This is a genomic window from Paenibacillus sp. FSL H7-0756 (assembly GCF_038006765.1).
GTDB lineage: Bacteria > Bacillota > Bacilli > Paenibacillales > Paenibacillaceae > Paenibacillus_AQ.
In genome coordinates this window covers 2369317-2388815 of the sequence record NZ_JBBOVT010000001.1, presented here as the reverse complement: position 1 = coordinate 2388815, position 19499 = coordinate 2369317, and the positions used below count along the sequence as shown (strand labels likewise).

Annotated in this window: 18 protein-coding genes and 1 tRNA gene; 8 read left to right on the top strand and 11 right to left on the bottom strand. The window is 53.9% G+C overall.

The window, feature by feature from the left end; all coding sequences use genetic code 11:
• The first annotated feature begins 63 nt into the window (after window positions 1-63).
• The 4 genes from NST04_RS10615 to NST04_RS10600 are packed head-to-tail and all read left to right on the top strand — an operon-like array spanning window position 64 to window position 4110.
• Window positions 64-1527: a spore germination protein gene (locus NST04_RS10615; protein ID WP_341184215.1), complete on the top strand. Its 1464-nt coding sequence runs from the start codon at window positions 64-66 to the stop codon at window positions 1525-1527.
• A gap of 18 nt (window positions 1528-1545) precedes the next feature.
• Entirely contained in the window at window positions 1546-2766 is a 1221-nt protein-coding gene (locus NST04_RS10610) for a Ger(x)C family spore germination protein (protein WP_341184214.1), read from the top strand.
• Window positions 2763-2975 carry a hypothetical protein gene (locus NST04_RS10605; RefSeq protein ID WP_036726024.1) on the top strand — a complete coding sequence of 71 codons (213 nt, stop codon included), beginning with the start codon at window positions 2763-2765 and terminating at the stop codon, window positions 2973-2975. Before NST04_RS10610 ends, NST04_RS10605 begins: the two co-directional genes overlap by 4 nt.
• Before the next feature lie 31 nt (window positions 2976-3006).
• Window positions 3007-4110 (top strand): GerAB/ArcD/ProY family transporter, encoded by a 1104-nt coding sequence (locus NST04_RS10600; protein WP_036726026.1) that lies wholly within the window; start codon window positions 3007-3009, stop codon window positions 4108-4110.
• 98 nt (window positions 4111-4208) lie between these two features.
• Here the strand turns inward: NST04_RS10600 and ispG are convergent, their stop codons facing one another.
• From ispG to NST04_RS10575, 5 genes are all read right to left on the bottom strand, one after another.
• Window positions 4209-5348: a flavodoxin-dependent (E)-4-hydroxy-3-methylbut-2-enyl-diphosphate synthase gene (gene ispG, locus NST04_RS10595; RefSeq protein WP_209993588.1), complete on the bottom strand. Its 1140-nt coding sequence runs from the start codon at window positions 5346-5348 to the stop codon at window positions 4209-4211.
• Window positions 5349-5478: 130 nt separating this feature from the next.
• Complete coding sequence (clpX, locus tag NST04_RS10590) at window positions 5479-6735, bottom strand: ATP-dependent Clp protease ATP-binding subunit ClpX (RefSeq protein WP_341184213.1); 1257 nt, start codon at window positions 6733-6735, stop codon at window positions 5479-5481.
• Window positions 6736-6747: 12 nt separating this feature from the next.
• On the bottom strand, window positions 6748-7338 hold the full coding sequence (gene clpP / locus NST04_RS10585) for an ATP-dependent Clp endopeptidase proteolytic subunit ClpP (protein ID WP_036697575.1): 591 nt from the start codon (window positions 7336-7338) through the stop codon (window positions 6748-6750).
• Window positions 7339-7620: 282 nt separating this feature from the next.
• A complete protein-coding gene (gene tig, locus NST04_RS10580) occupies window positions 7621-8964 on the bottom strand; it encodes a trigger factor (protein ID WP_341184212.1) in 1344 nt (447 codons plus the stop codon).
• 95 nt (window positions 8965-9059) lie between these two features.
• Window positions 9060-9989 carry a hypothetical protein gene (locus tag NST04_RS10575; RefSeq protein WP_341184211.1) on the bottom strand — a complete coding sequence of 310 codons (930 nt, stop codon included), beginning with the start codon at window positions 9987-9989 and terminating at the stop codon, window positions 9060-9062.
• A gap of 153 nt (window positions 9990-10142) precedes the next feature.
• Between NST04_RS10575 and NST04_RS10570 the strand changes: the two genes are divergently transcribed.
• Window positions 10143-10216 (top strand) — tRNA-Arg (locus tag NST04_RS10570).
• Window positions 10217-11330: 1114 nt separating this feature from the next.
• Here the strand turns inward: NST04_RS10570 and NST04_RS33995 are convergent.
• From NST04_RS33995 to NST04_RS10545, 6 genes are all read right to left on the bottom strand, one after another.
• Entirely contained in the window at window positions 11331-11411 is an 81-nt protein-coding gene (locus tag NST04_RS33995) for an SEC-C metal-binding domain-containing protein (protein ID WP_445667910.1), read from the bottom strand.
• 458 nt (window positions 11412-11869) lie between these two features.
• Window positions 11870-12751, bottom strand: a complete 882-nt coding sequence (gene pstA, locus NST04_RS10565) for a phosphate ABC transporter permease PstA (protein ID WP_341184210.1) — start codon at window positions 12749-12751, stop codon at window positions 11870-11872.
• Window positions 12751-13695, bottom strand: a complete 945-nt coding sequence (pstC, locus tag NST04_RS10560; protein ID WP_341184209.1) for a phosphate ABC transporter permease subunit PstC — start codon at window positions 13693-13695, stop codon at window positions 12751-12753. The genes pstA and pstC overlap by 1 nt, the downstream gene beginning before the upstream one ends.
• A gap of 90 nt (window positions 13696-13785) precedes the next feature.
• Complete coding sequence (locus NST04_RS10555) at window positions 13786-14649, bottom strand: phosphate ABC transporter substrate-binding protein (RefSeq protein ID WP_341184208.1); 864 nt, start codon at window positions 14647-14649, stop codon at window positions 13786-13788.
• A 44-nt stretch (window positions 14650-14693) separates the two neighbouring features.
• Window positions 14694-16130: a stalk domain-containing protein gene (locus NST04_RS10550; protein WP_341184207.1), complete on the bottom strand. Its 1437-nt coding sequence runs from the start codon at window positions 16128-16130 to the stop codon at window positions 14694-14696.
• Between the two features lie 171 nt (window positions 16131-16301).
• A complete protein-coding gene (locus NST04_RS10545; RefSeq protein ID WP_341184206.1) occupies window positions 16302-16745 on the bottom strand; it encodes a hypothetical protein in 444 nt (147 codons plus the stop codon).
• 184 nt (window positions 16746-16929) lie between these two features.
• Here NST04_RS10545 and NST04_RS10540 point away from each other — a divergent pair, with 184 nt between their 5' ends.
• The 3 genes from NST04_RS10540 to NST04_RS10530 are packed head-to-tail and all read left to right on the top strand — an operon-like array spanning window position 16930 to window position 19439.
• Window positions 16930-17661: an ABC transporter ATP-binding protein gene (locus tag NST04_RS10540; protein WP_341184205.1), complete on the top strand. Its 732-nt coding sequence runs from the start codon at window positions 16930-16932 to the stop codon at window positions 17659-17661.
• Window positions 17658-18695: an ABC transporter permease gene (locus NST04_RS10535; protein WP_341184204.1), complete on the top strand. Its 1038-nt coding sequence runs from the start codon at window positions 17658-17660 to the stop codon at window positions 18693-18695. Before NST04_RS10540 ends, NST04_RS10535 begins: the two co-directional genes overlap by 4 nt.
• A 57-nt stretch (window positions 18696-18752) precedes the next feature.
• Window positions 18753-19439 carry a TetR/AcrR family transcriptional regulator gene (locus NST04_RS10530; RefSeq protein ID WP_341184203.1) on the top strand — a complete coding sequence of 229 codons (687 nt, stop codon included), beginning with the start codon at window positions 18753-18755 and terminating at the stop codon, window positions 19437-19439.
• Window positions 19440-19499 lie beyond the last annotated feature (60 nt).

Genomic DNA, 19499 nt, shown 5'->3' with positions numbered 1-19499 from the left:
GTCTATTGCATACGTTCTCCCATAACCGGAGAGACTATACGGGATGACAGGAGGCGAATTCATATGACACAACTAGAGAACGCAGGCTCGCCGCAGGAGAAATTGCCGGACTCTCTGTCCGCTTTTATAGAGGGAATCCAAGTCCGTCTGGGTACAAGCACAGATATCATCTACCGGTTCATGAAGCTCGGCCCGCTCGCCGCTGTCATTATCTATATTGAAGGCATGGCTGATCCGCAAGAGATGATCCACGCGATCCATGAGGACGAGGATCTGTTCAATGCATTCAGCAACCCTGAGCCGGCAAGCTGCCTGCAGCTGCTGAAGACACGCACCCTCGCATTGGGTAAGGTCGGGGAGGTTCGCGATTATCCCCGGGTAGAGAGGGAGCTGCTGGCCGGCAATTCTATCGTATTCATCGACGGAGGAGAAATCGCCCTCTCTGCCGGAACAGAAGCGCTCAAGCAGCGGGCCGTAGAGGACGCCAGCTCCCAGTCCGTGGTCAGAGGGCCGCGCGAAGGCTTCACAGAATCCCTGCGGGATAATACCGCGCTCATCCGCCGGAGAATCCAGAATCCGAAGCTGCGCATTGAAGAGAGAATTCTCGGGAAACAGACACAGACCAACATAGCAGTCATGTATATTGAAGGCAATGTTGATCCGGGAGTGCTGCAAGAGCTGCGCAGACGGCTGGATGCGGCCAGACTCGACAGCGTGCTGGAGAGCAATTACATTGAGGAGATGATTCAGGACCGGCAATACAGCCCTTTTCCTACGGTCTACAATACGGAACGCCCGGATTCCGCCGCATCCGCACTGCTCGAAGGACGGATTACCGTTCTGGTGGAAGGCACGCCGTTCGTGCTGATCGTCCCTGCGCTGTTCGTGCAGTTCTTCCAGTCCAGTGAGGATTACTACCAGCGGAGCGATTTTGCCAGCCTGGTCCGTATCCTCCGGTATTTCTGTTTCGCGGTGGCTCTGCTGACCCCCGCCTTCTATATTGCGATTACCACGTTCCACCAGGAGATGATTCCGACATCCCTGCTGATCAGCCTGATTGGACAGCGTCAAGGTATTCCGTTCCCGGCCTTCTTTGAAGCCTCCCTTATGGAGATTACCTTCGAGATTCTGCGCGAAGCCGGCATTCGCCTGCCCAAGTCAATCGGCCAGTCCGTATCTATTGTCGGCACGCTGGTTATTGGCCAGGCTGCGGTGGATGCGGGGCTGGTGTCGGCCGCTATGGTTATCGTAGTCGCCATTACCGCCATCTCCAACTTCGCTCTACCAGCATTCAACATCGGCATTTCGGTACGGATTCTACGCTTCGGGATGATGGTAATCGGCGCCTCCTTCGGCCTGTACGGGATTATTGTCGCCTTATTAATTCTGGGACTGCATCTATGCAGCCTGGAATCCATGGGCCTCCCTTACATGACCTCCTTCGCACCCTGGCAGTGGAAGAGCCAAAAGGACAGCCTAATCCGGATGTCCAGGCGGAGCATGAAGAAATACACGGGGCATAACTGACAGAGAGGAGTGCTTCCTATGAATACCCAACGTTTCCAACAAGTCCTCCCGGTTCTTCTTCTGGTCTTCAGTCTGGCGGTATTACCCGGATGCTGGAGCAGCAAGGAGTTGAACGAGCTGGCCGTGGTCATGGCGCTGGGGATTGATACCGCTCCTCAGGGTTACGCCGTGTCCGCTCAGGTGCTGAATTCCGGGGAAGCCCGTAATAATAAAGGGGAATCCGGCAAAAGCCTGCCGGTTCTCACCTACAAAGCCACCGGACAGACCGTCCCCGACGCTCTGCAGCATATACTCAGCGCCGCACCGCACGCTCTCTATTTATCCCATGTCCGGGTTCTGGTTCTGGGGGAAGAGCTGGCCCGGCAAGGGGTCAGTGACATTATGGACTTCATTACACGGAACCATCAGCTCCGCAGTGATTTTTTCCTGGTGGTTGCGAAGCATTCCCAAGCCTCTGACATTCTGGAGATTAACACACCGCTCGAGCAGATTCCCGCCAATTCGCTCTACTCCTCCATTATGGTCTCCCACAAAAACTGGGCGGCTACCGGCAGCATCACCTTGCAGCAATTCATTCTTGAGCTGGAGCGCGGCGGCTCCAATCCTATTATGTCCGGCGTGCAGCTTAAAGGAGATAAGTCGGAGGGGGGCACGCTCCAAAACGTCCAATCCATTGTGCCAAAGTCACAGATTGTCCAGGCGGGAATGGCCATCTTCAAAAAAGACCGCCTGGTCGGCTGGCTGGGGGAGAGCACAAGCAAGACCGTCAATTATACACTAAATGAAGTAAGCTCTACTAACGGCAATGTCACCTGCCCCGATGGAGGCAAGATTGGATTCATCGTCACCCGCTCTGAGAGCCGTATCCATCCCCGGATCGGCCCGGACGGTAAGCCCGAATTCACGGTTAGGATCAATGTCGAGGTCGACCTTACTACGATCCAGAGCACCATCGATCTCAGCAAGCCAGCCAATGTGGAGACGCTCCAGACCGAAATCGAGAAGAAATACAAAACAGTGATGAGCAGGAATATTCAAAATGTGCAGAAGACGTTTGCCTCTGACATCTTCGGCTTCGGCGAAGCGCTGCACCGCAAATATCCCCGGCTCTGGAGAACCTACCGTGAGGAGTGGGACGAGCATTTCAAGCAGGTGAAGATAAGCGTAGACTGTGATGCGCATGTCCGGCGGATCGGTTCAATTGATCAGCCGCAGAGAAGGGAGATGGAGTCTAAATGAACTGGGATGGGCTGCTGCTTCTGATCCTGCTGGTTGCCGCCGTTACGCAGCTCCCTCAGTTGATCCGGCTGCGTTCTCCGCAGGATACGGCGGTCTTCTGCGTGCTCTGGCTGCTTACTGCTTCAGCCACCATTGCCGACATGGCAGGCTCTACCGTGATCCGGCCCATGAACTGGGTAGAGAGCATCGTTAAGCTGCTTCACTTGTAACCACTAATTGAACTGAAAGGGTGACAGACCTGTGAGCAAGTCCAAGAAGCTCTCCTCCGTGCAATTCTTCATCCTGACCTTCGGGCTCGCCACCGGAACCTCCATCCTTGATTTGCCCGGCTCCATAGCACTGGTCGCCAGAGAGGATGCCTGGATCGCCGCCCTCATCAGCCTGCTCATCAATCTTTTGATGGCTGGTTTATGTCTCGCTCTCTCCCGCCTGTATCCGGGCCAGAATCTGTTTGAAATTCTGGAGTCCGTGCTGGGCCGATGGCCGGGCAAGGCATTTTCGCTCATCTACTTATTCTATTTCCTCACCCTTACCAGTACGTTACTCGGAGATATGGGAACCTTCATCACCACAGAGGTGATGCCTGAAACCCCGCAAGAGGCGATCAAGTTGATATTCCTCCTCGTTATCGTCATCGGTGCCCGGAAGGGTATCATTATCCTGGCCCGATTAGGTGAGCTGCTCTTCCCCTGGCTGCTGCTGCTGCTGATGCTGCTCATTCTGGCCCTGATTCCTCAAGTCACCTGGACGCATATTCTTCCCGTCATGGAGGATGGCGCTGGACCGTCTCTGTCTGCCGGCATCCAATCCTCCATGTTCCAGGAGCCCATTGTATTAATGGGCTTCCTCCCTCTGGTGAAGCTGCCTGGTAAGCAGGCGCGGGCTTTGCTCGGCGGAATGACCGCCGGCGGGCTGATCCTCTTCGTGCTGGTACTGCTTAGCGTAATGGTCCTCGGGATTGAACAGACCTCGAACAGCATTTACCCGGTGTTCGTTCTGGCGAAGACCATTAATATCGGCAACGTGCTGCAACGGGTAGAGGGGGTATTGATTACAATCTGGATTATGACCTTCTTCATCAAAATATCGCTGCTCTTCCTGCTGCTCCTGCAAAACTTGCAGACCGTCTTCCGCCTGAAACGCACCTCTCATCTGATCTATCCTTTGGCAGTCCTGTTATTCGTCTTAGCCTCCAATGTTTATATCAACATAGTGTATGTGCTAGATATAGCCCAAAATGTCTGGTGGAAATTCGCCGCCATCCACCTCGTATTTGTTCCGCTGGTCGTGTATCTGATCGCACTGATCCGCCAGAAACTGGGCACCTCCGCAGCCAGATCTTAAGATTCTGCTGCCTGGGTTAGCGCTGCCGGACATACCAAAAAGCCCTGCCCGCTTGCGGATCATCTCCGGGCGGACAGGGCATGATGCTATATATAGTATTAGTTCCCGGTATTGCCGGCTGGCGTTGCCGGAGCCAGTCCGGCGTGACTGCGGCCGGGAATCTCACCGGTCGCCTCGAAATGCTCGACAATAATGTCAATCTCCTTCTTCAGCTCGGAGACGAGCTCTGCCTCAGGCACCTTGCGGATCATCTTGCCGTAACGGAACAACAGCCCTTCTCCGCGCGCACCGGCGATGCCGATATCTGCTTCTCTGGCTTCCCCCGGACCATTCACCGCACAGCCGAGAACGGATACCTTAATCGGCACCTTCAGCTTGGAGATATACTCCTCTACTTCATTCGCAATCGAGAAGAGATCAATATCCAGGCGTCCACAAGTCGGGCAGGAGATCAGGGTAGCGGCATTCGAGATCAGACCGAAGGTCTTCAGCAGCTCGCGAGCTACCTTCACTTCCTCTACCGGATCGGCACTCAGGGAGATGCGCACGGTACTGCCGATCCCCATAGAGAGCAGCGCGCCGATCCCGGCGGAGCTCTTCACTGTTCCGGCGAATAGAGTACCGGACTCGGTAATCCCCAGATGCAGCGGATAAGGAATCACTTCTGCCGCTTGACGGTAAGCCTCGATGGCCATCGGTACATCGGATGCCTTCAGTGACACGATGATATCGTGGAAGTCCAGCTCTTCGAGAATGCCGATATGGTACAATGCACTCTCAACCATAGCCTCCGGTGTAGGATAACCGTATTTCTCCAGCAGGTGATTCTCCAGTGAACCGGCATTCACGCCGATCCGGATCGGTATCCCCTTGTCCTTACAGGCCTTAACGACAGCTTCCACCTTATCACGGCGTCCGATATTGCCGGGATTGATCCGCACCTTGTCGATGCCGTTCTCAATCGCCAGCAGAGCCAGCTTATAATTGAAATGAATATCCGCTACGAGCGGGATATGAATCTGCTTCTTGATTTCCTTAATCGCTGCTGCCGCTTCTTCATTGTTGACCGTTACGCGCACGAGCTGACAGCCGGCTTCCTCCAGCCGCAGAATCTCGGCTACGGTTGCCTCCACATCGGCGGTCTTGGTCGTACACATGCTTTGAATTGCAACCTCGTTGTTACCCCCGATAATCACTCCGCCAACATTGACGGGACGGGTCTGGTGTCTCAGGAACATGATTTTTCTCCCCCATAACGATCAAAGCTCCACCCTCTCCGCCCCCGCAGGTCATGCGGGGTGTGCGGGAGAAAGTGGAGACCCTGAGCTGTATTGTTAAGCCGGGTCAGGCCGGGTAATGAAGCCTGACTTACGCGCTTTCTTCTTTTTTCTTATCCTTCTTGAGACTAAGCTCCGGCAGGGACTTCTCGTTAACAACCTGCTCAGTAATGACACAATCCTTAATGTCATCACGTGAAGGCACCTCGTACATCACATCAAGCATAATGCTCTCAATGATGGCACGCAGTCCACGGGCACCGGTGTTGCGCTTGATCGCTTCCTTGGCAATTGCTTCAAGAGCAAGCGGCTCGAACTTCAGTGCTACATTATCCATCTCCAGCAGCTTCACATACTGCTTCACGAGCGCATTCTTAGGCTCGGAGAGGATACGTACCAGTGTTGCCTCATCAAGCGGCTCCAAGGTCGAGATAACCGGCAGACGGCCAACGAACTCTGGGATAAGGCCGAACTTCAGGAGATCCTCAGGCAATACCATGGACAGGTATTCACCAGCCTTAAGATCCTTCTGTCCTTCAACCGCAGCGTTGAAGCCGATGACTTTTTTGCCGATACGGCGCTTGATCATTTGCTCCAGGCCGTCGAAGGCACCGCCCACGATGAACAGGATGTTCGTTGTATCGATCTGGATGAATTCCTGATGAGGATGCTTGCGTCCGCCTTGCGGTGGAACCGAAGCAACCGTACCTTCCAGAATCTTCAGCAGCGCCTGCTGAACGCCTTCACCGGATACGTCACGGGTGATGGACGGATTCTCGGATTTGCGCGCTACCTTATCAATTTCGTCTATATAGATAATGCCGCGTTCGGCTTTCTCCACATCATAATCAGCCGCTTGAATCAGCTTCAGGAGAATGTTCTCGACGTCTTCACCCACATAACCGGCTTCCGTAAGGGAAGTGGCATCTGCAATGGCAAAAGGAACGTTGATAATCTTCGCCATCGTCTGCGCCAGCAGGGTCTTACCGGAGCCTGTAGGTCCGAGCAGCAGAATGTTGCTCTTCGTCAGCTCCACATCTTCAATCTTGCTCTGGCTGTTCACACGCTTGTAGTGATTGTATACGGCAACGGAGAGCGATTTCTTCGCTTGCTCCTGGCCGATCACGTATTGATCCAGAATATCGCGGATTTCCTTCGGTTTCGGAATATCCTTCATATCCAGCTCTTCTTCGTGGCCCAGCTCCTCTTCCACAATCTCCGTGCACAGCTCGATGCATTCGTCACATATATAAACGCCAGGTCCCGCTACGAGCTTACGAACCTGCTCTTGTGATTTGCCGCAAAAGGAACATTTCAACTGCCCTTTTTCATCATTAAATTTAAACATCTTACCACCCCTTTAAGATATGATCGGTGAAGAGAGAACCTGGTCAATGAGCCCGTATTCCTTCGCTTCTTCCGCGCTCATGAAGTTATCGCGGTCTGTATCCCGTTCGATTTTGTCAAGGGGCTGACCTGTGCGCTCTACATAAATCTGATTCAGCTTCTGCTTCGTCTTGAGAATCCAGTCGGTGTGAATCCAGATGTCGGACGCCTGCCCCTGAACGCCGCCGAGCGGCTGATGAATCATGACCTCGCTGTTGGTCAGCGCATATCTCTTGCCGGGCGCTCCGGCTGTCAGAAGCAATGATCCCATACTGGCTGCCATCCCTACGCAAATCGTTGAAACATCCGGTTTGATATATTGCATCGTATCATATATACCCATGCCGGCTGTAACAGAACCACCGGGCGAGTTGAGGTACAAGTGAATGTCTTTTTCGGGGTCATCTGCTGCCAGGAACAGCAACTGCGCAATAACCAGATTGGCGACATCATCGTCAATCGCACTGCTCAGGAAGATGATGCGATCCTTGAGCAATCTGGAATAGATATCGTATGAGCGTTCTCCCCGGCTTGTCGTTTCCACAACCATTGGTACCAGACTCATGCCACCAACCTCTTTTCTCTATACAGATTAGTCTTTCCGTTTCAGAAATATTTTAACACGTTCAAAGCGGGATGTCATTTATTCACTGTGCCATTAAACCGCATTGCTCATGTGCATGCCATTATAACGCAATTCCGCGGACAATGCCAATTGAAGGGTTCATGATATGTACTGATAAACGCCCGGCCCCCGATAAAAATAAGGCACGTAACAAAAACTTACGTGCCTTATCAAATCTCTATGGAGGCTAATGGATAGCCGTTCTAGGTAAAGGAATGAAGCTTACTCAGCCTTTGCTTCTTCTGCTGCCGCTTCTTCTGCAGGTGCTGCCGGAGCTTCAACTTCCACGCTGTTGCTAACGAGGAAATCGATTGTCTTGCGCAGGGAGATCTCATCATTCAGGCTGCTCAGGGAACCATTGGCTGCCAGGATGCTGCGGATTTCTTCAGGAGTACGCTTGTAAGCTTCAGCCATAGTAGCCAGCTCTTGCGTAACTTCTTCTTCCGACACTTCGATGTTCTCTTCCTTGGCAATAACTTCCAGAACAAGATTGTTACGAACGCGCTTCTCAGCATCGCCCTTCATTTGTCCCTGCAGGTCTTCACGGGTCTGGCCGGAGAAGCTGAGGAACATGTCCATGTTCATGCCCTGCTGGCGGAGACGGGTATCGAAGTCACGAACCATGTTCTCCACTTCGCTGGCGATCATCGCCTCAGGAATTTCCACTTCAGCATTTGCTGCTGCTGCGTCAACTACTGCGGATTCACGAACGCTCTTCAGTTCTTCCTGCTTGCGGGATTCGAGCTGTGCCTTCAGGTCTGCTTTGTATTCTTCCAGTGTATCGAATTCACTAACGTCCTTGGCGAATTCATCATCCAGCTCAGGAAGCTGTTTGCGCTTGATTTCATGCAGCTTCACTTTGAATACAGCAGCTTTGCCTGCCAGTTCAGCAGCGTGGTAAGTCTCAGGGAAGGTTACTTCAACATCCTTGAAGTCTCCAGTGGACATGCCCACTACCTGCTCTTCAAATCCTGGAATGAAGGAATTGCTGCCCAGCTCCAGGGAATGACGCTCAGCCTGTCCGCCTTCGAATGGAACGCCGTCAACCGAACCGTCAAAATCAATGATAGTGATGTCGCCGTTCGCTGCTGCTCCTTCTTCGATAACAACTAGCTCAGCGTGACGCTCTTGCAGACGCTTCAGTTCGGCATTCAGCTCTTCGTCAGTTACTTCTGCCTTCTGTACTGGTACTTCCAGACCTTTGTACTCGCCCAGCTTCACTTCTGGCTTAACTGTGATCTTCGCTTTGAAGATGAACGGCTGGCCCTTGGCGAATTGCTCGATGTCCACTTCAGGACGGTCTACAGGGAAGATGTCAGTCTGTTCAACGGCTTCGCCGTAAGCTTCAGGAAGAAGAATGTCGATAGCATCCTGATACAGGCTTTCAACACCGAAACGGGATTCAAAAATCGGCCGTGGCACTTTACCTTTACGGAATCCAGGAACGTTTGCTTTCTTTACCACTTTATTAAAGGCTTTGTCGAGTGCTGCAGCTACGCGTTCCGCTTCAACTTCGACTTCAAGAACTCCGAGGTTCTTCTCTATTTTTTCCCAAGTTGCTTTCATAATATACTTTTCCCTCCAAAAATAGGTTACATGTTTACTTAAATAGTCCAACATTTCACGCACAGAATAACCACTATATTATATACAACATTACTTTATTTATCAAGTAGAGAACTCTTCACGAATCCCCTGAGCGAACGGTAAGCTCCCTCAAATTGGAAGCGCATGCTATCGGTGATGCCGTACATGCCCCGTGTTTCCTCTTCTTTGCGGTCCCCGTTCAGGCTCTCCGACACCATCTGATGCAGGGCTCCCGCCCAAATATCCAGCTGCGAATACTCCCCGTCCAGCAGCTTGCGGTAATCCGCCGTCCCGTAGATGGACATGACGAACTGCCCCCACAGCTCCTGGGCAAAATAATACAGCGTCGGCTCATGCACCTCCGCCTGCTCGGCCACCCGTTCCAGCACCTGGCTGATCTGCGGCGGGAACTCGTCGTTCTGCAGCGGCACGGTCTCGATCTCCACCTCAGCGGCCTCATGGCCCCGGCTCAGCCTGATTGCCCCCTGCGCCCCTCTGCGCCGCAGTGTCTGCAGTGTACGGAATTGCAGCAGCGGATGCACCTCGGCCTGCTGGAGCCACCCGGTCAGCGCTTCATCTACCCCGCTCCCCTCCAGGTAGGAGAGCTGCTCCAGCGCCAGCACCGTCGCTTCGGACAGTGGTTCATTCATGACCCGCTTCAGCAGCTTATCCGGGTACTCCGCATCCTCCTCCAGCTTGGATCTGGCCAGAATCCGGGCCATATCCTCTTCCCCCAGATCCATCTCCTCCGCATCCGGGGCAACGTTCCCTTCCCCGCCCTGCGCCGCGTGAGGGAAGGCCGCCACCAGCCATTCCAGCAGCGACCGCCATTCCTCGTAGTGCCGCTCTTCCTGTCCCTGGCACTGCAGCAAAAAACGCAGCAGCTCCATCGCTTCCCCGTAGCGTTCACTCTCCAGCATAACTGTGAGCTGAATCTGATAGTAATCCAGGGTCTTGGGAAACAGCACGATGTTCTCTTTGGCGGGGGAATTGAATTGATTCATGAGGGCACCTCCTTTTCTCCGAACTGTAATCGCTTCTGAACCTTAATCAATTGTAGATTATAGCATATCCCTGCACGGTTTCAAAAAAACAAGTTGAAAAAGTTAACTATGTATGATAACATAATTTTTGCTTGCTTTTCAGTCAGTCTTCATGTCCCGGTAGCTCAGTTGGATAGAGCATGCGCCTTCTAAGCGCACGGTCGGGGGTTCGAATCCCTTCCGGGACGTCAAAGAAACAGCCTTCCTTCGGGAGGGCTGTTTTGTTGTCCGGAGGATGAGAACCCGGCGCGTCAGCGAGGGGACGTTGGAGCATACACTTCGACAGCATTACTTCGCAATCAGCCCTTATGGGCTGTATCCCTTCCGGGACGCCAAGAAAACAGCCTTCCTTTGGGAGGGCTGTTTTGTCGTTCGGAGGATGAGAACCCGGCGCGTCAGCGAGGGGACGTTGGAGCATACGCTTCGATGGCATTACTTCGCAATCAGCCCTTATGGGCTGTATCCCTTCCGGGACGTCAAGAAACAGCCTTCCTTTGGGAGGGCTGTTTTGTCGTCCGGGGTGGATTTTTTTTGAGTAGGATCAACGTGGGCGCTTGGGTGAACGCTGCGCGAACGGACCGTTGTTCCAATCGCTGTGTTTTCCAGATTTTTTTCATTCCCCTTAGCGGTGAAAATCCGGAAACCAAGGCGAACGCTATCGCTTTTACACAATCGTTCCGTCCTCTCCGCTGTTTGAGCGGGAAATGAATTTCCAAAGAAACCACTACTCTCTTAGTAGTGGAAGAGTGGAACTGTGCACGTACTATGCGGACTGGAAATCCCTTATTCCGGCAGATCACGCCTGTCCGCAGGGTCATGCGGACTCAGGGGCCGTTAAGTAACCCGTTCTCCGCATTTTTGCTCGAATGCACACTTTAACGTCCTCGGAGTCCGTTTAAGAACGAAAAGTTGGTTTTTTCGACGAATAGCGTATCCTCAGTCCGGATAGCTCTGCTGGTGGCTACATTCTATCCGTTCACCTTGTCTTCCACGTTGAACCGGCTACCTGGGGGGATGACCGAGTAACAACGAATCCTGCACGAACTATGCGGACTGGAAATCCCTTATTCCGGCGGATCACGCCTGTCCGCAGGGTCATGCGGACTCAGGGGCCGTTAAGTAACACGTTTCTCCGCTTTTTCTGCTCGAATGCACACTTTAACGTTCTCGGAGTCCGTTTAAGAAAGAAAAGTTGGTTTTTTCGACGAATAGCGTACCCTCAGTCCGGATAGCTCTGCTGGTGGCTATATTCTATCCGTTCACCTTGAACCGGCTCAAGTCACGCTATTAAGCGTCTGCGCCTCAGTATTTGCTGCAGCATTTTTTGAACTTTTTCCCGCTTCCGCAGGGGCAGGGGTTGTTATTACATAATGTGTAGTTCAAGCAGCTTCTTCTCCTTCGAGCCCTTCAGGATTTTGGCCAGAAGCGTACGTCCCCCTTGCGCGATAATCTCATCGGCTGCCTGCAAAATGGCTAGCATCTCCGGCCTTGGCAGCGGGGTATTCAATGGATACGCGGTCATCTGCTTCCGGTTCGGCGACGGTTCGGCTTACGGCGGTTCGGCTTACGGCGGTTAGTCTTCTGCGTGCTCACAGCGTTCTGCTTCCTTGGTCTTATAATTAAGATACAGGCTAGTCCAACATGCACCTATTTAGTAAAATCATAACATATCAGGGCCGGAAAACAGGAAATTCAGAGGTGAGTTACAGCGCTTCCCTGAGCACTCCGAAGCTCCCTCCATTACACAGCAAACAGGCTGCACGCCATGGATTGTCCATAGCAGAGCAGCCTGTTCTTACAGGGTTATAGCGATAGCGTGAATCCGCGCATCCGTATCCGTCTCAGCGCCCCCGGCGGCGGTTGCCCAGCCACAGCGGGAAGCGGAACATAAAGTTGATCAGCAGCACGACAAAGACCAGTACGGCGGCGGACTTATCCGCGATTTGCCGCGCATCCTCGACAATGGCCTCAGACTGCACGTACCACAGATGAACAGCCAGAGTCTCACCCGGTGAGAACAGGTTGAAGTCCCACATCTCGCCGGAGGTGCTGAGTCCGGCGGTCAGGATAATGACCGCCGACTCCCCGAAGGCGCGTCCGGCCACCAGGCAGACGCCTGTGACGATGGCCGGAAGGGCTACCGGCACGACAACCTTGCGGATGACATGGAACTTCGTCATGCCGAGGGCATAGCCGGCTTCACGGATCTCGCCGGGCACCGCGCGCACCGCCTCCTCTGTGACGCGGGCCAGCATCGGCAGATTCAGCAGCGCCAGGCTGACACCCCCGCCGAGGATCGTCAGGCCGACGCCGAAATATTCGGCGAAGATCGCCAGGCCGAGCAGGCCGAACACGATGGACGGCACCGAGGACAGGGATTCCACGCAGATGCGCAGCGCACCCGTGAAGGCATTATCCGGCGCATACTCCGCCATATAGATTCCTGCCCCGATCCCGATCGGAACCGAGATCAGCAGGGAGATGAACAGGATATAGAAGGAGTTGAACAGGACGGGACCAATCCCGCCGCCGGCATCGATCTCCTCCGGCTGCTTCAGCAGGAAGTCAGGACGGAGTGACGGCAAGCCTTTGCTCAGAATGGTGAACAGCAGCCAGAAGATCAGCAGCATGACCAGAGCGCCCAGCGTATAGAAGCCGATAGTCGCGAGTTTATTGCGCCGCTGGGCTCTGGCCGTATGACGTGTGCGTGTAAATCCGTTCATCAGGCATCCCTCCGTTTGCGGCCCAGGAGCCGGATAATCAGAATCAGTACAAATGAGATCAGCAGCAGCAGGAAGGCCATCATGTGCAGGGCATAGTTCCAGGTGGAGTCGAACTCCACGTTGGAAATCTGCATCACGATATTACTGGTCAGCACCGAGGTGGGTGCGAACAGGCTCTTCGCCAGCTGCGGCGTATTGCCGATGACCATCACTACCGCCATGGTCTCCCCGACTGCGCGGGTCATGCCAAGAATCACTGCCGAGATAATGCCCCGGCTGGCAGCGGGCAGCACGACGCGCATAATGACTTGAAGGCGGGTCGAACCGAGCGCATAGGCAGCGTCGCGGTATTTGCGCGGAACAGCAACGATGGCATCATCACTGATCCGGCAGATGGTCGGCAGTACCATTAATGCCAGCACGAGCGCGGCGGCAAGCAGTCCGTCCCCAAGACCTTCTCCGCTGACTCTGCGCAGGAAGGGCAGCAGTACGGTCAAGCCCAGATAGCCGTATACAATAGAAGGAATACCGACCAGCAGATCCAGCACCGGACGGATGAAGCTCTTCAGCCACTTCGGCGCAATCTCCGCACAGAGCACAGCCATCCCGACTGAGATAGGCACGGCAATGACCAGGGTCAGTGCCGTGAGCGATAATGTATTTACAATGAAGGCTGCTGCCCCGAACATCTCCTCTTCCGGCGACCAGTTGAACGAGAAGAAGAAGTCCATAGGCGAGATTTGGCTGAAGAGCAGCAGCGCCGTTTTGCCGATGAATACAATAACTAGTCCCAGCACAAGACAGAGCGCAAGGATGCTGAATAAAAAATAATAACGGGAGATGCTGTTGCCGAGCAGATGTCTGCGGTGCCGCTTGGTGTTACGTTTAACTTCCTCCAGGCTTGTCTGTGCCTTAACGCTCAGGCCATGTACCGGTGCCCCCATACTTTCCCTCCTGTAAGAGGCCAACCCCGAATATCCCGGAGCTGGCCGCTGTTACCTATCAATCTATTGTGCTTGCTTCGTTCAAAGATCTTAGGATTGCATAGCAGAGATTGGAATGAACTTAAGCTTCTTAAGCGAGCCCTGCTGGAACTTCTTGCTCTGTACATATTCGATGAATTCTTTGGTCGCACCGGTCGGCTGGCCCTTCGTCATATAGTAGCCGTAAGCCCAGATCTTGTACGAGCCGTTGATTACGTTATCCGTGTTAGCTTCCACACCGTTGAACTTCACAGCCTTGATATCGCCGCCCGTTACATAGACAAGGTCGATGTATCCGATAGCGTTAGGCGTTGTACCTACAGCTGTTTTCATGTCGCCGCTGGAGCCGGTTTCCTTGTAGTTTTTCTCTTTCTTCACGATATCTCCGCCGCCCAGCGCCTTGGCCTGATAGTTAACGCGGGTACCGGAGCCGAAGGCACGGGTGATCACTACGATATTCGCATCTGACCCGCCGACCTCTTTCCAGTTGGTGATTTTACCGGCGTAGATGCCTTTGAGCTGCTCTGTAGTCAGGTTGTCGACTCCGACATTCTTATTAACGATGGTTGCAAAAGGAATCACAGCGACCTTATTCGCCACCTGTCCGTCAAAGGCCTTGAAGCCCGGAACATCGATGCTGGCATCCCAGTCGCAGGCTCCGATATCGGCAATCCCCTTCTTCACGGCCTGTGGTCCGGTCACGGAACCCTTACCGGAAGCGGCGATCTTCACTTTAGGGTGAAGCTTCTGGAATTCCTTAGCGGCCTGCAGCGTCAGCGGAAGCAGGGCCGTAGAACCGTTAACGGTGATTTTACCCTTGAGGCTGTCCGCTGCTGCGGCTACCCCTGCAAAGGATGCGGTAACCGCGATCACCGCGGTGAGTGCTGTAACTGTGAATTTTTTGAATAGCTTCATATCTGAATTCTCCTCCCGGCGGTGTGCGCCGATAAATGTTGTAATTAATTTGCTACTTCCGGTGAGCCTGACAGTTGCAGCGCTTTGCCGTTCTGAATGACCAATACCTTGCCGTCGCTGATGATCGCTAGCTTGCTGCCGTCTGCCGATACTGCTACTTCCGATACGTCTTCGGCTGTCCGGTACAGTTCAACCGGAGCTGCGCTGCCCGCAATAGAATAGATTACCGTGCTGCCATCCGCTGTAGTTCCGGAGACTACAAGGCCCGTGCTAACTCCTGTGGACCAATTCACCTCAGCACCGAGGGCAACATCTGTGCTTTTACCGTCTGCTGTGATCAGCTTCAGCGTGTTAGCCGCATTGCCGTCTGCATCCGCACTCAGGTAGGACACGCTGCCGCCAGCCAGAATCTCTGGATACAGCTTGTTGTCAGGTGTAGTAGTCAAGGCGACTGGCTTAGCACCTTTGGTGGTAAGATCCAGCTTATAGAGCTGTTCTCCGGCCTTGCTGAAGTCTACGGTAAGTGAATCTTCTGTGCTATCGGCATCATTCTTCGCAGTACCGGTGATGTTGACAATGTACACTGCGCTTTTGCCGTCTGCCGATATGCGGAGCTCCGACTTGTTCTCTACTTTATCTTCAAGCAGAGCCTTAACCTCTCCGGTCTCTACTGAAATCTGTGCCAGCTTCTCCTGCTTGTCGCCCTGGACGAAATAGAGCGTCTTGCCGTCACTGGACCACACGATATCTGTCTTCACGCTGGTATCCTTGCCGAGCGGACTGATTAGGCCGGTGGACAGGTTGATCAGCTTCAGCTGGCCGGTCTCATCGCTGAATGCGCCCCATTGCTGGTCGGCGGAGACTGCGAAATCCACTGCACCTTCGCTGGAAGAGAACAGATCATAGTTACCTGGAGTCTGGGTGAATTTATAGAGCAGGGTGGATTCAGCGTCGCTCTGATTCGCAATCAGACCGCCGTCGGCACTCCAGTGAAGGGTATCGAATGAACCGGCCGGCCGGGCGAAGCTCAGGATCGTGTGGGCATCGGGCTCCAGCTCACCGCCAAGCGCGGTAACCAGCTTCGTCAGCTCCACATACGTTTTGCTGTTACGCACGACGGGGGCCACTGTGAATTCCAGGGTTTTGCCATCCGCCTGATAGCTTTTCACGCCTGCCTGGATTTGCACATTATGTAGACCTTTGCTGTCATTTAGCTGGATTCCGCTGCTGCTATGCACAAGACCTGCTCCCAGCTCTGCGGCTACCTGGCTCAATGAATAGAGCTTGTACCCGCCGCTGTTGATTGTGCTGAGTGTAACCGGCGTACCGTTGATGCTCCAGGACATGCTGCCCTCTACAGCTGCTGCTGTGTTGACTGCTGCGGCACTTACTTGGCTGCTTGTCGCCAGAACACTAACAGCCCCGCCTGTTACGAGAAGTGCAGAAGCCAGAGCCGCGCCGATCCATTTACTATTCTTCAATTAGATTCACCCTTTTCCTATAGGTAACTGCTAATGTTATTTTCGTCTACGAGTGTCAATTCTGTTGCGCAGGAATGTTATGGAAATATTAACTGTAAAAATAATTACTAGCCCAAACCAAAGAAGACCCGCCCGGGAACCCTCCCGGACCGGCCTATTGTAAACCCTCTGTTAATTCACAATCCACGTCACGATAATCTCATTCCCGCCGCGCTCTGAATCCGAGGGGCTGCCAATAATAGAATACGAATAAGAGCCATTCACTTTGCCGTTAATCAGCAGGTTGCGGCTGTCCATAATCTCTGTCCCGCGTTCCAGCTCCTTCTCTCGTACATACTTCTGATATGTAGTTCCAAGAGCGGCCATACTCTCCTTCGTCTGATAGATCAGCATCGAAGATTTCTTCCCCTCTGACTGTTCACCTTGGGTAAAAGTAATACCTGCCCCTTCAGGAATCGGCAGATCCTCCGGCAGATATTGTTTTGCCTCCGTCTTCTCGTCCGCCAAGGTATGAAACCGTCCGCCACCAGCTGAATGGTCTGCACCGCCGCAGCCGCTAAGTCCAGCCGCTGCCAGCAGCACGCCTAGAGGAAGGAGCAGCTTATGTCCTGCCATAATTTCACCGCCTTTAGTGAATTGGGTCTCAGGATGCCGGTTCACATAGGATGTCCCTTTTATTACCCGGATCTGGAGTGGAAGTAACGGATAATCCTTATAATTTTATTTACTTTGGAGCAAGGAATCATTAGTATAATGAGTGAGCACTCACTCATTATGAGGAAAAACGGAGGAGATTACTATGGATGAGGGGAAGCCAGTCATTGCGGTTACTCGTGTGAACCGGGCTTTTGGCAATAAAACAGTGTTGAAGGATATTACGCTTCAGGTGAATCAGGCAGAGACCTTCGGGATTCTGGGTCCATCCGGCTCCGGCAAAACCACGCTGGTCAAGCTGCTTACGGGTATAGACGAGGTAACCTCCGGTGAGGTCACCGTGCTCGGGGTGCGGATGCCGAAGCTTGCCATGCTCCAGCACATCGGATATATGGCCCAGTCGGATGCCTTGTATACCGAGCTTAGCGCCAAGGAGAATCTGGAGTTCTTTGCTGCGCTCTACGGACTGAAGGGCGGTAACCGCACACGGCGGATCGGGGATGTGATGGAGCTGGTGAACCTGCAGGAGCATCTGCGTAGACGGGTGGATCAATATTCCGGCGGCATGAAGCGCCGTCTGTCCCTGGCGATCGCCCTGCTGCACGAGCCGCCGCTGCTGCTGCTGGATGAACCGACTGTCGGCATCGATCCGGTGCTGCGCCAGTCCATCTGGAAGGAACTGAAGGCGCTGAACCGTAAGGGAACAACGATTGTCCTGACCACGCATGTGATGGATGAGGCGGAGAAATGTGACCGGCTGGCAATGATCCGGGACGGCGTGCTGCTGGCGGCCGATACTCCGGCTGGACTGCTTCAGGCTACCGGCAGCGCCAGCATTGAGGAAGCCTTTCTCTATTATGGAGGTGCACGCCGATGAGAATCCGGGCCATTACCCTGAGAATTCTGCAGCAGTTCATCCATGACCGGAGAACCATGGCACTGATGTTCATCGCTCCCCTACTGGTGCTTAGTCTGATGAGCCTGGTGTTCGGCAGCGATGCCTATGAGCCTAAGATCGGTGTCTCCGGTGGCGCAGCAGTGTTCAGTTCAGCGCTGGAAGCCCAGCAGGCTGAGGTTACCGGCTATGCCGATGAATCAACAGGTCAGGCCGCCCTGAAGGCGGGAGACATTGATGCTCTCCTTACAATGAAGGGGGACGTACCCGCTGTTGTCCTTGAAGGCAGCAATCCGGCGGCTAACCGCGCTGTGATCATGGCGCTCCAGGAAGCTGCGCAGAGCCTCCGGCCGCAAGCGCCGGGCGGCGGGCAGCTCCAGCCGCAGATCAGCTATCTCTACGGCGCGGAGGATATGAAGACGATTGACCGCTTCGGCCCGATTATGATCGGGGTGTTCGTGTTCTTCTTTGTCTTCCTGATTGCCGGGGTCTCCTTCCTGCGCGAACGGACCACGGGCACGCTGGAGCGTCTGCTCTCCACCCCGCTGAAGCGCTGGGAGATCGTCACCGGATATGTCTGCGGCTTCGGCATCTTCACCGTCTTCCAGGCCCTGCTGATCTCCTGGTTCTCGATCCAGGTGCTGGGGATTATGATGACAGGCAGCTTCGGCTACGTGCTGCTGATGACGCTGCTGCTGTCGATGTCGGCGCTGACCCTCGGCACCCTGCTCTCGGCATTCGCTGCCAATGAACTGCAGATGATCCAGTTCATCCCCCTGGTCATTGTGCCGCAGATCTTCCTGAGCGGATTATTTCCGCTGGATACCCTTCCCCTCTGGCTCCAGCGCATTGGACTCGCCACTCCGATGTACTACGGTTCACAGGCACTGATGGATATCATGGTACGCGGCAGAGGCTGGAGCGATATCGCCGGGGATGTGTTCATGCTGATCGGCTTCTCCCTGCTGTTCATGCTGCTGAATGTGCTGGCTCTGCGCAAGCACCGCAGAATGTGAAGGGTGAACGGGCTATGGTACACTAGGAGGAACTGCAAGAGTCTGGAGGTTCTATTGATGGAGAATAACCCTGCTGCCGATCAGGAGCAGCTGGAGCAAGACCAGTGGGTTCAGGAGTTGCTGGATCTCAGCGAGAAGGAGCAGGTCACACCCAAGCAGCTGTCCATTCTGCGGGCGGCGATAGATGTTTTTGCAGAGAAGGGCTTCTCGGCGGCTGCCACCAGTGAGATCGCCCAGAAGGCGGGCGTGGCCGAAGGCACGATCTTCCGTTATTACCGGACCAAAAAAGATCTGCTGCTCGCCATCATGGTCCCCACCATGAGCCGGATGATCGCCCCGTTCGTGCTGCGCAACTTCAGCGGTGTGCTGGATGTGCCGTTCGGGAGCTATGAGGATTTCCTTAAGGCCTTCATGGTGAACCGGCTGGAGTTCGTCCGCAGGAATCTGAAAATCGTCAAAATTCTCATTCAGGAGATCCCCTTTCAGCCTGCGCTGAAGGAGCAGCTGACCGAGAATATCTTCGAGCAGGTCCTGGCCCGCGTCACTGCAATTACTGAGCACTTCAAAGCGGAAGGTGAAGTGATTGATGCGCCCACACCTGCAATTATCCGCTTCACGATCTCGGCGATTATCGGATACCTGCTGACGCGGCTGGTGCTGATGCCGGAGCAGGACTGGAATGATGAGGCTGAGATTGAACAGACTATAAGCTTCATTCTGCACGGGATCGGCGGGAACAAATAATCTTTAAGTACGGTATTCCCCGAAGGGGCGGCTTAGACAGAAGCAATAAAAGGAAGTGAG

Coding starts and splice junctions, on each gene's coding strand:
- NST04_RS10615 (WP_341184215.1), top strand. CDS start 64: ATGACACAACTAGAGAACGCAGGCTCGCCGCAGGAGAAATTGCCGGAC.
- NST04_RS10610 (WP_341184214.1), top strand. CDS start 1,546: ATGAATACCCAACGTTTCCAACAAGTCCTCCCGGTTCTTCTTCTGGTC.
- NST04_RS10605 (WP_036726024.1), top strand. CDS start 2,763: ATGAACTGGGATGGGCTGCTGCTTCTGATCCTGCTGGTTGCCGCCGTT.
- ispG (WP_209993588.1), bottom strand. CDS start 5,348: ATGTTCCTGAGACACCAGACCCGTCCCGTCAATGTTGGCGGAGTGATT.
- clpX (WP_341184213.1), bottom strand. CDS start 6,735: ATGTTTAAATTTAATGATGAAAAAGGGCAGTTGAAATGTTCCTTTTGC.
- clpP (WP_036697575.1), bottom strand. CDS start 7,338: ATGAGTCTGGTACCAATGGTTGTGGAAACGACAAGCCGGGGAGAACGC.
- tig (WP_341184212.1), bottom strand. CDS start 8,964: ATGAAAGCAACTTGGGAAAAAATAGAGAAGAACCTCGGAGTTCTTGAA.
- NST04_RS10575 (WP_341184211.1), bottom strand. CDS start 9,989: ATGAATCAATTCAATTCCCCCGCCAAAGAGAACATCGTGCTGTTTCCC.
- pstA (WP_341184210.1), bottom strand. CDS start 12,751: ATGAACGGATTTACACGCACACGTCATACGGCCAGAGCCCAGCGGCGC.
- pstC (WP_341184209.1), bottom strand. CDS start 13,695: ATGGGGGCACCGGTACATGGCCTGAGCGTTAAGGCACAGACAAGCCTG.
- NST04_RS10555 (WP_341184208.1), bottom strand. CDS start 14,649: ATGAAGCTATTCAAAAAATTCACAGTTACAGCACTCACCGCGGTGATC.
- NST04_RS10545 (WP_341184206.1), bottom strand. CDS start 16,745: ATGGCAGGACATAAGCTGCTCCTTCCTCTAGGCGTGCTGCTGGCAGCG.
- NST04_RS10540 (WP_341184205.1), top strand. CDS start 16,930: ATGGATGAGGGGAAGCCAGTCATTGCGGTTACTCGTGTGAACCGGGCT.
- NST04_RS10535 (WP_341184204.1), top strand. CDS start 17,658: ATGAGAATCCGGGCCATTACCCTGAGAATTCTGCAGCAGTTCATCCAT.
- NST04_RS10530 (WP_341184203.1), top strand. CDS start 18,753: ATGGAGAATAACCCTGCTGCCGATCAGGAGCAGCTGGAGCAAGACCAG.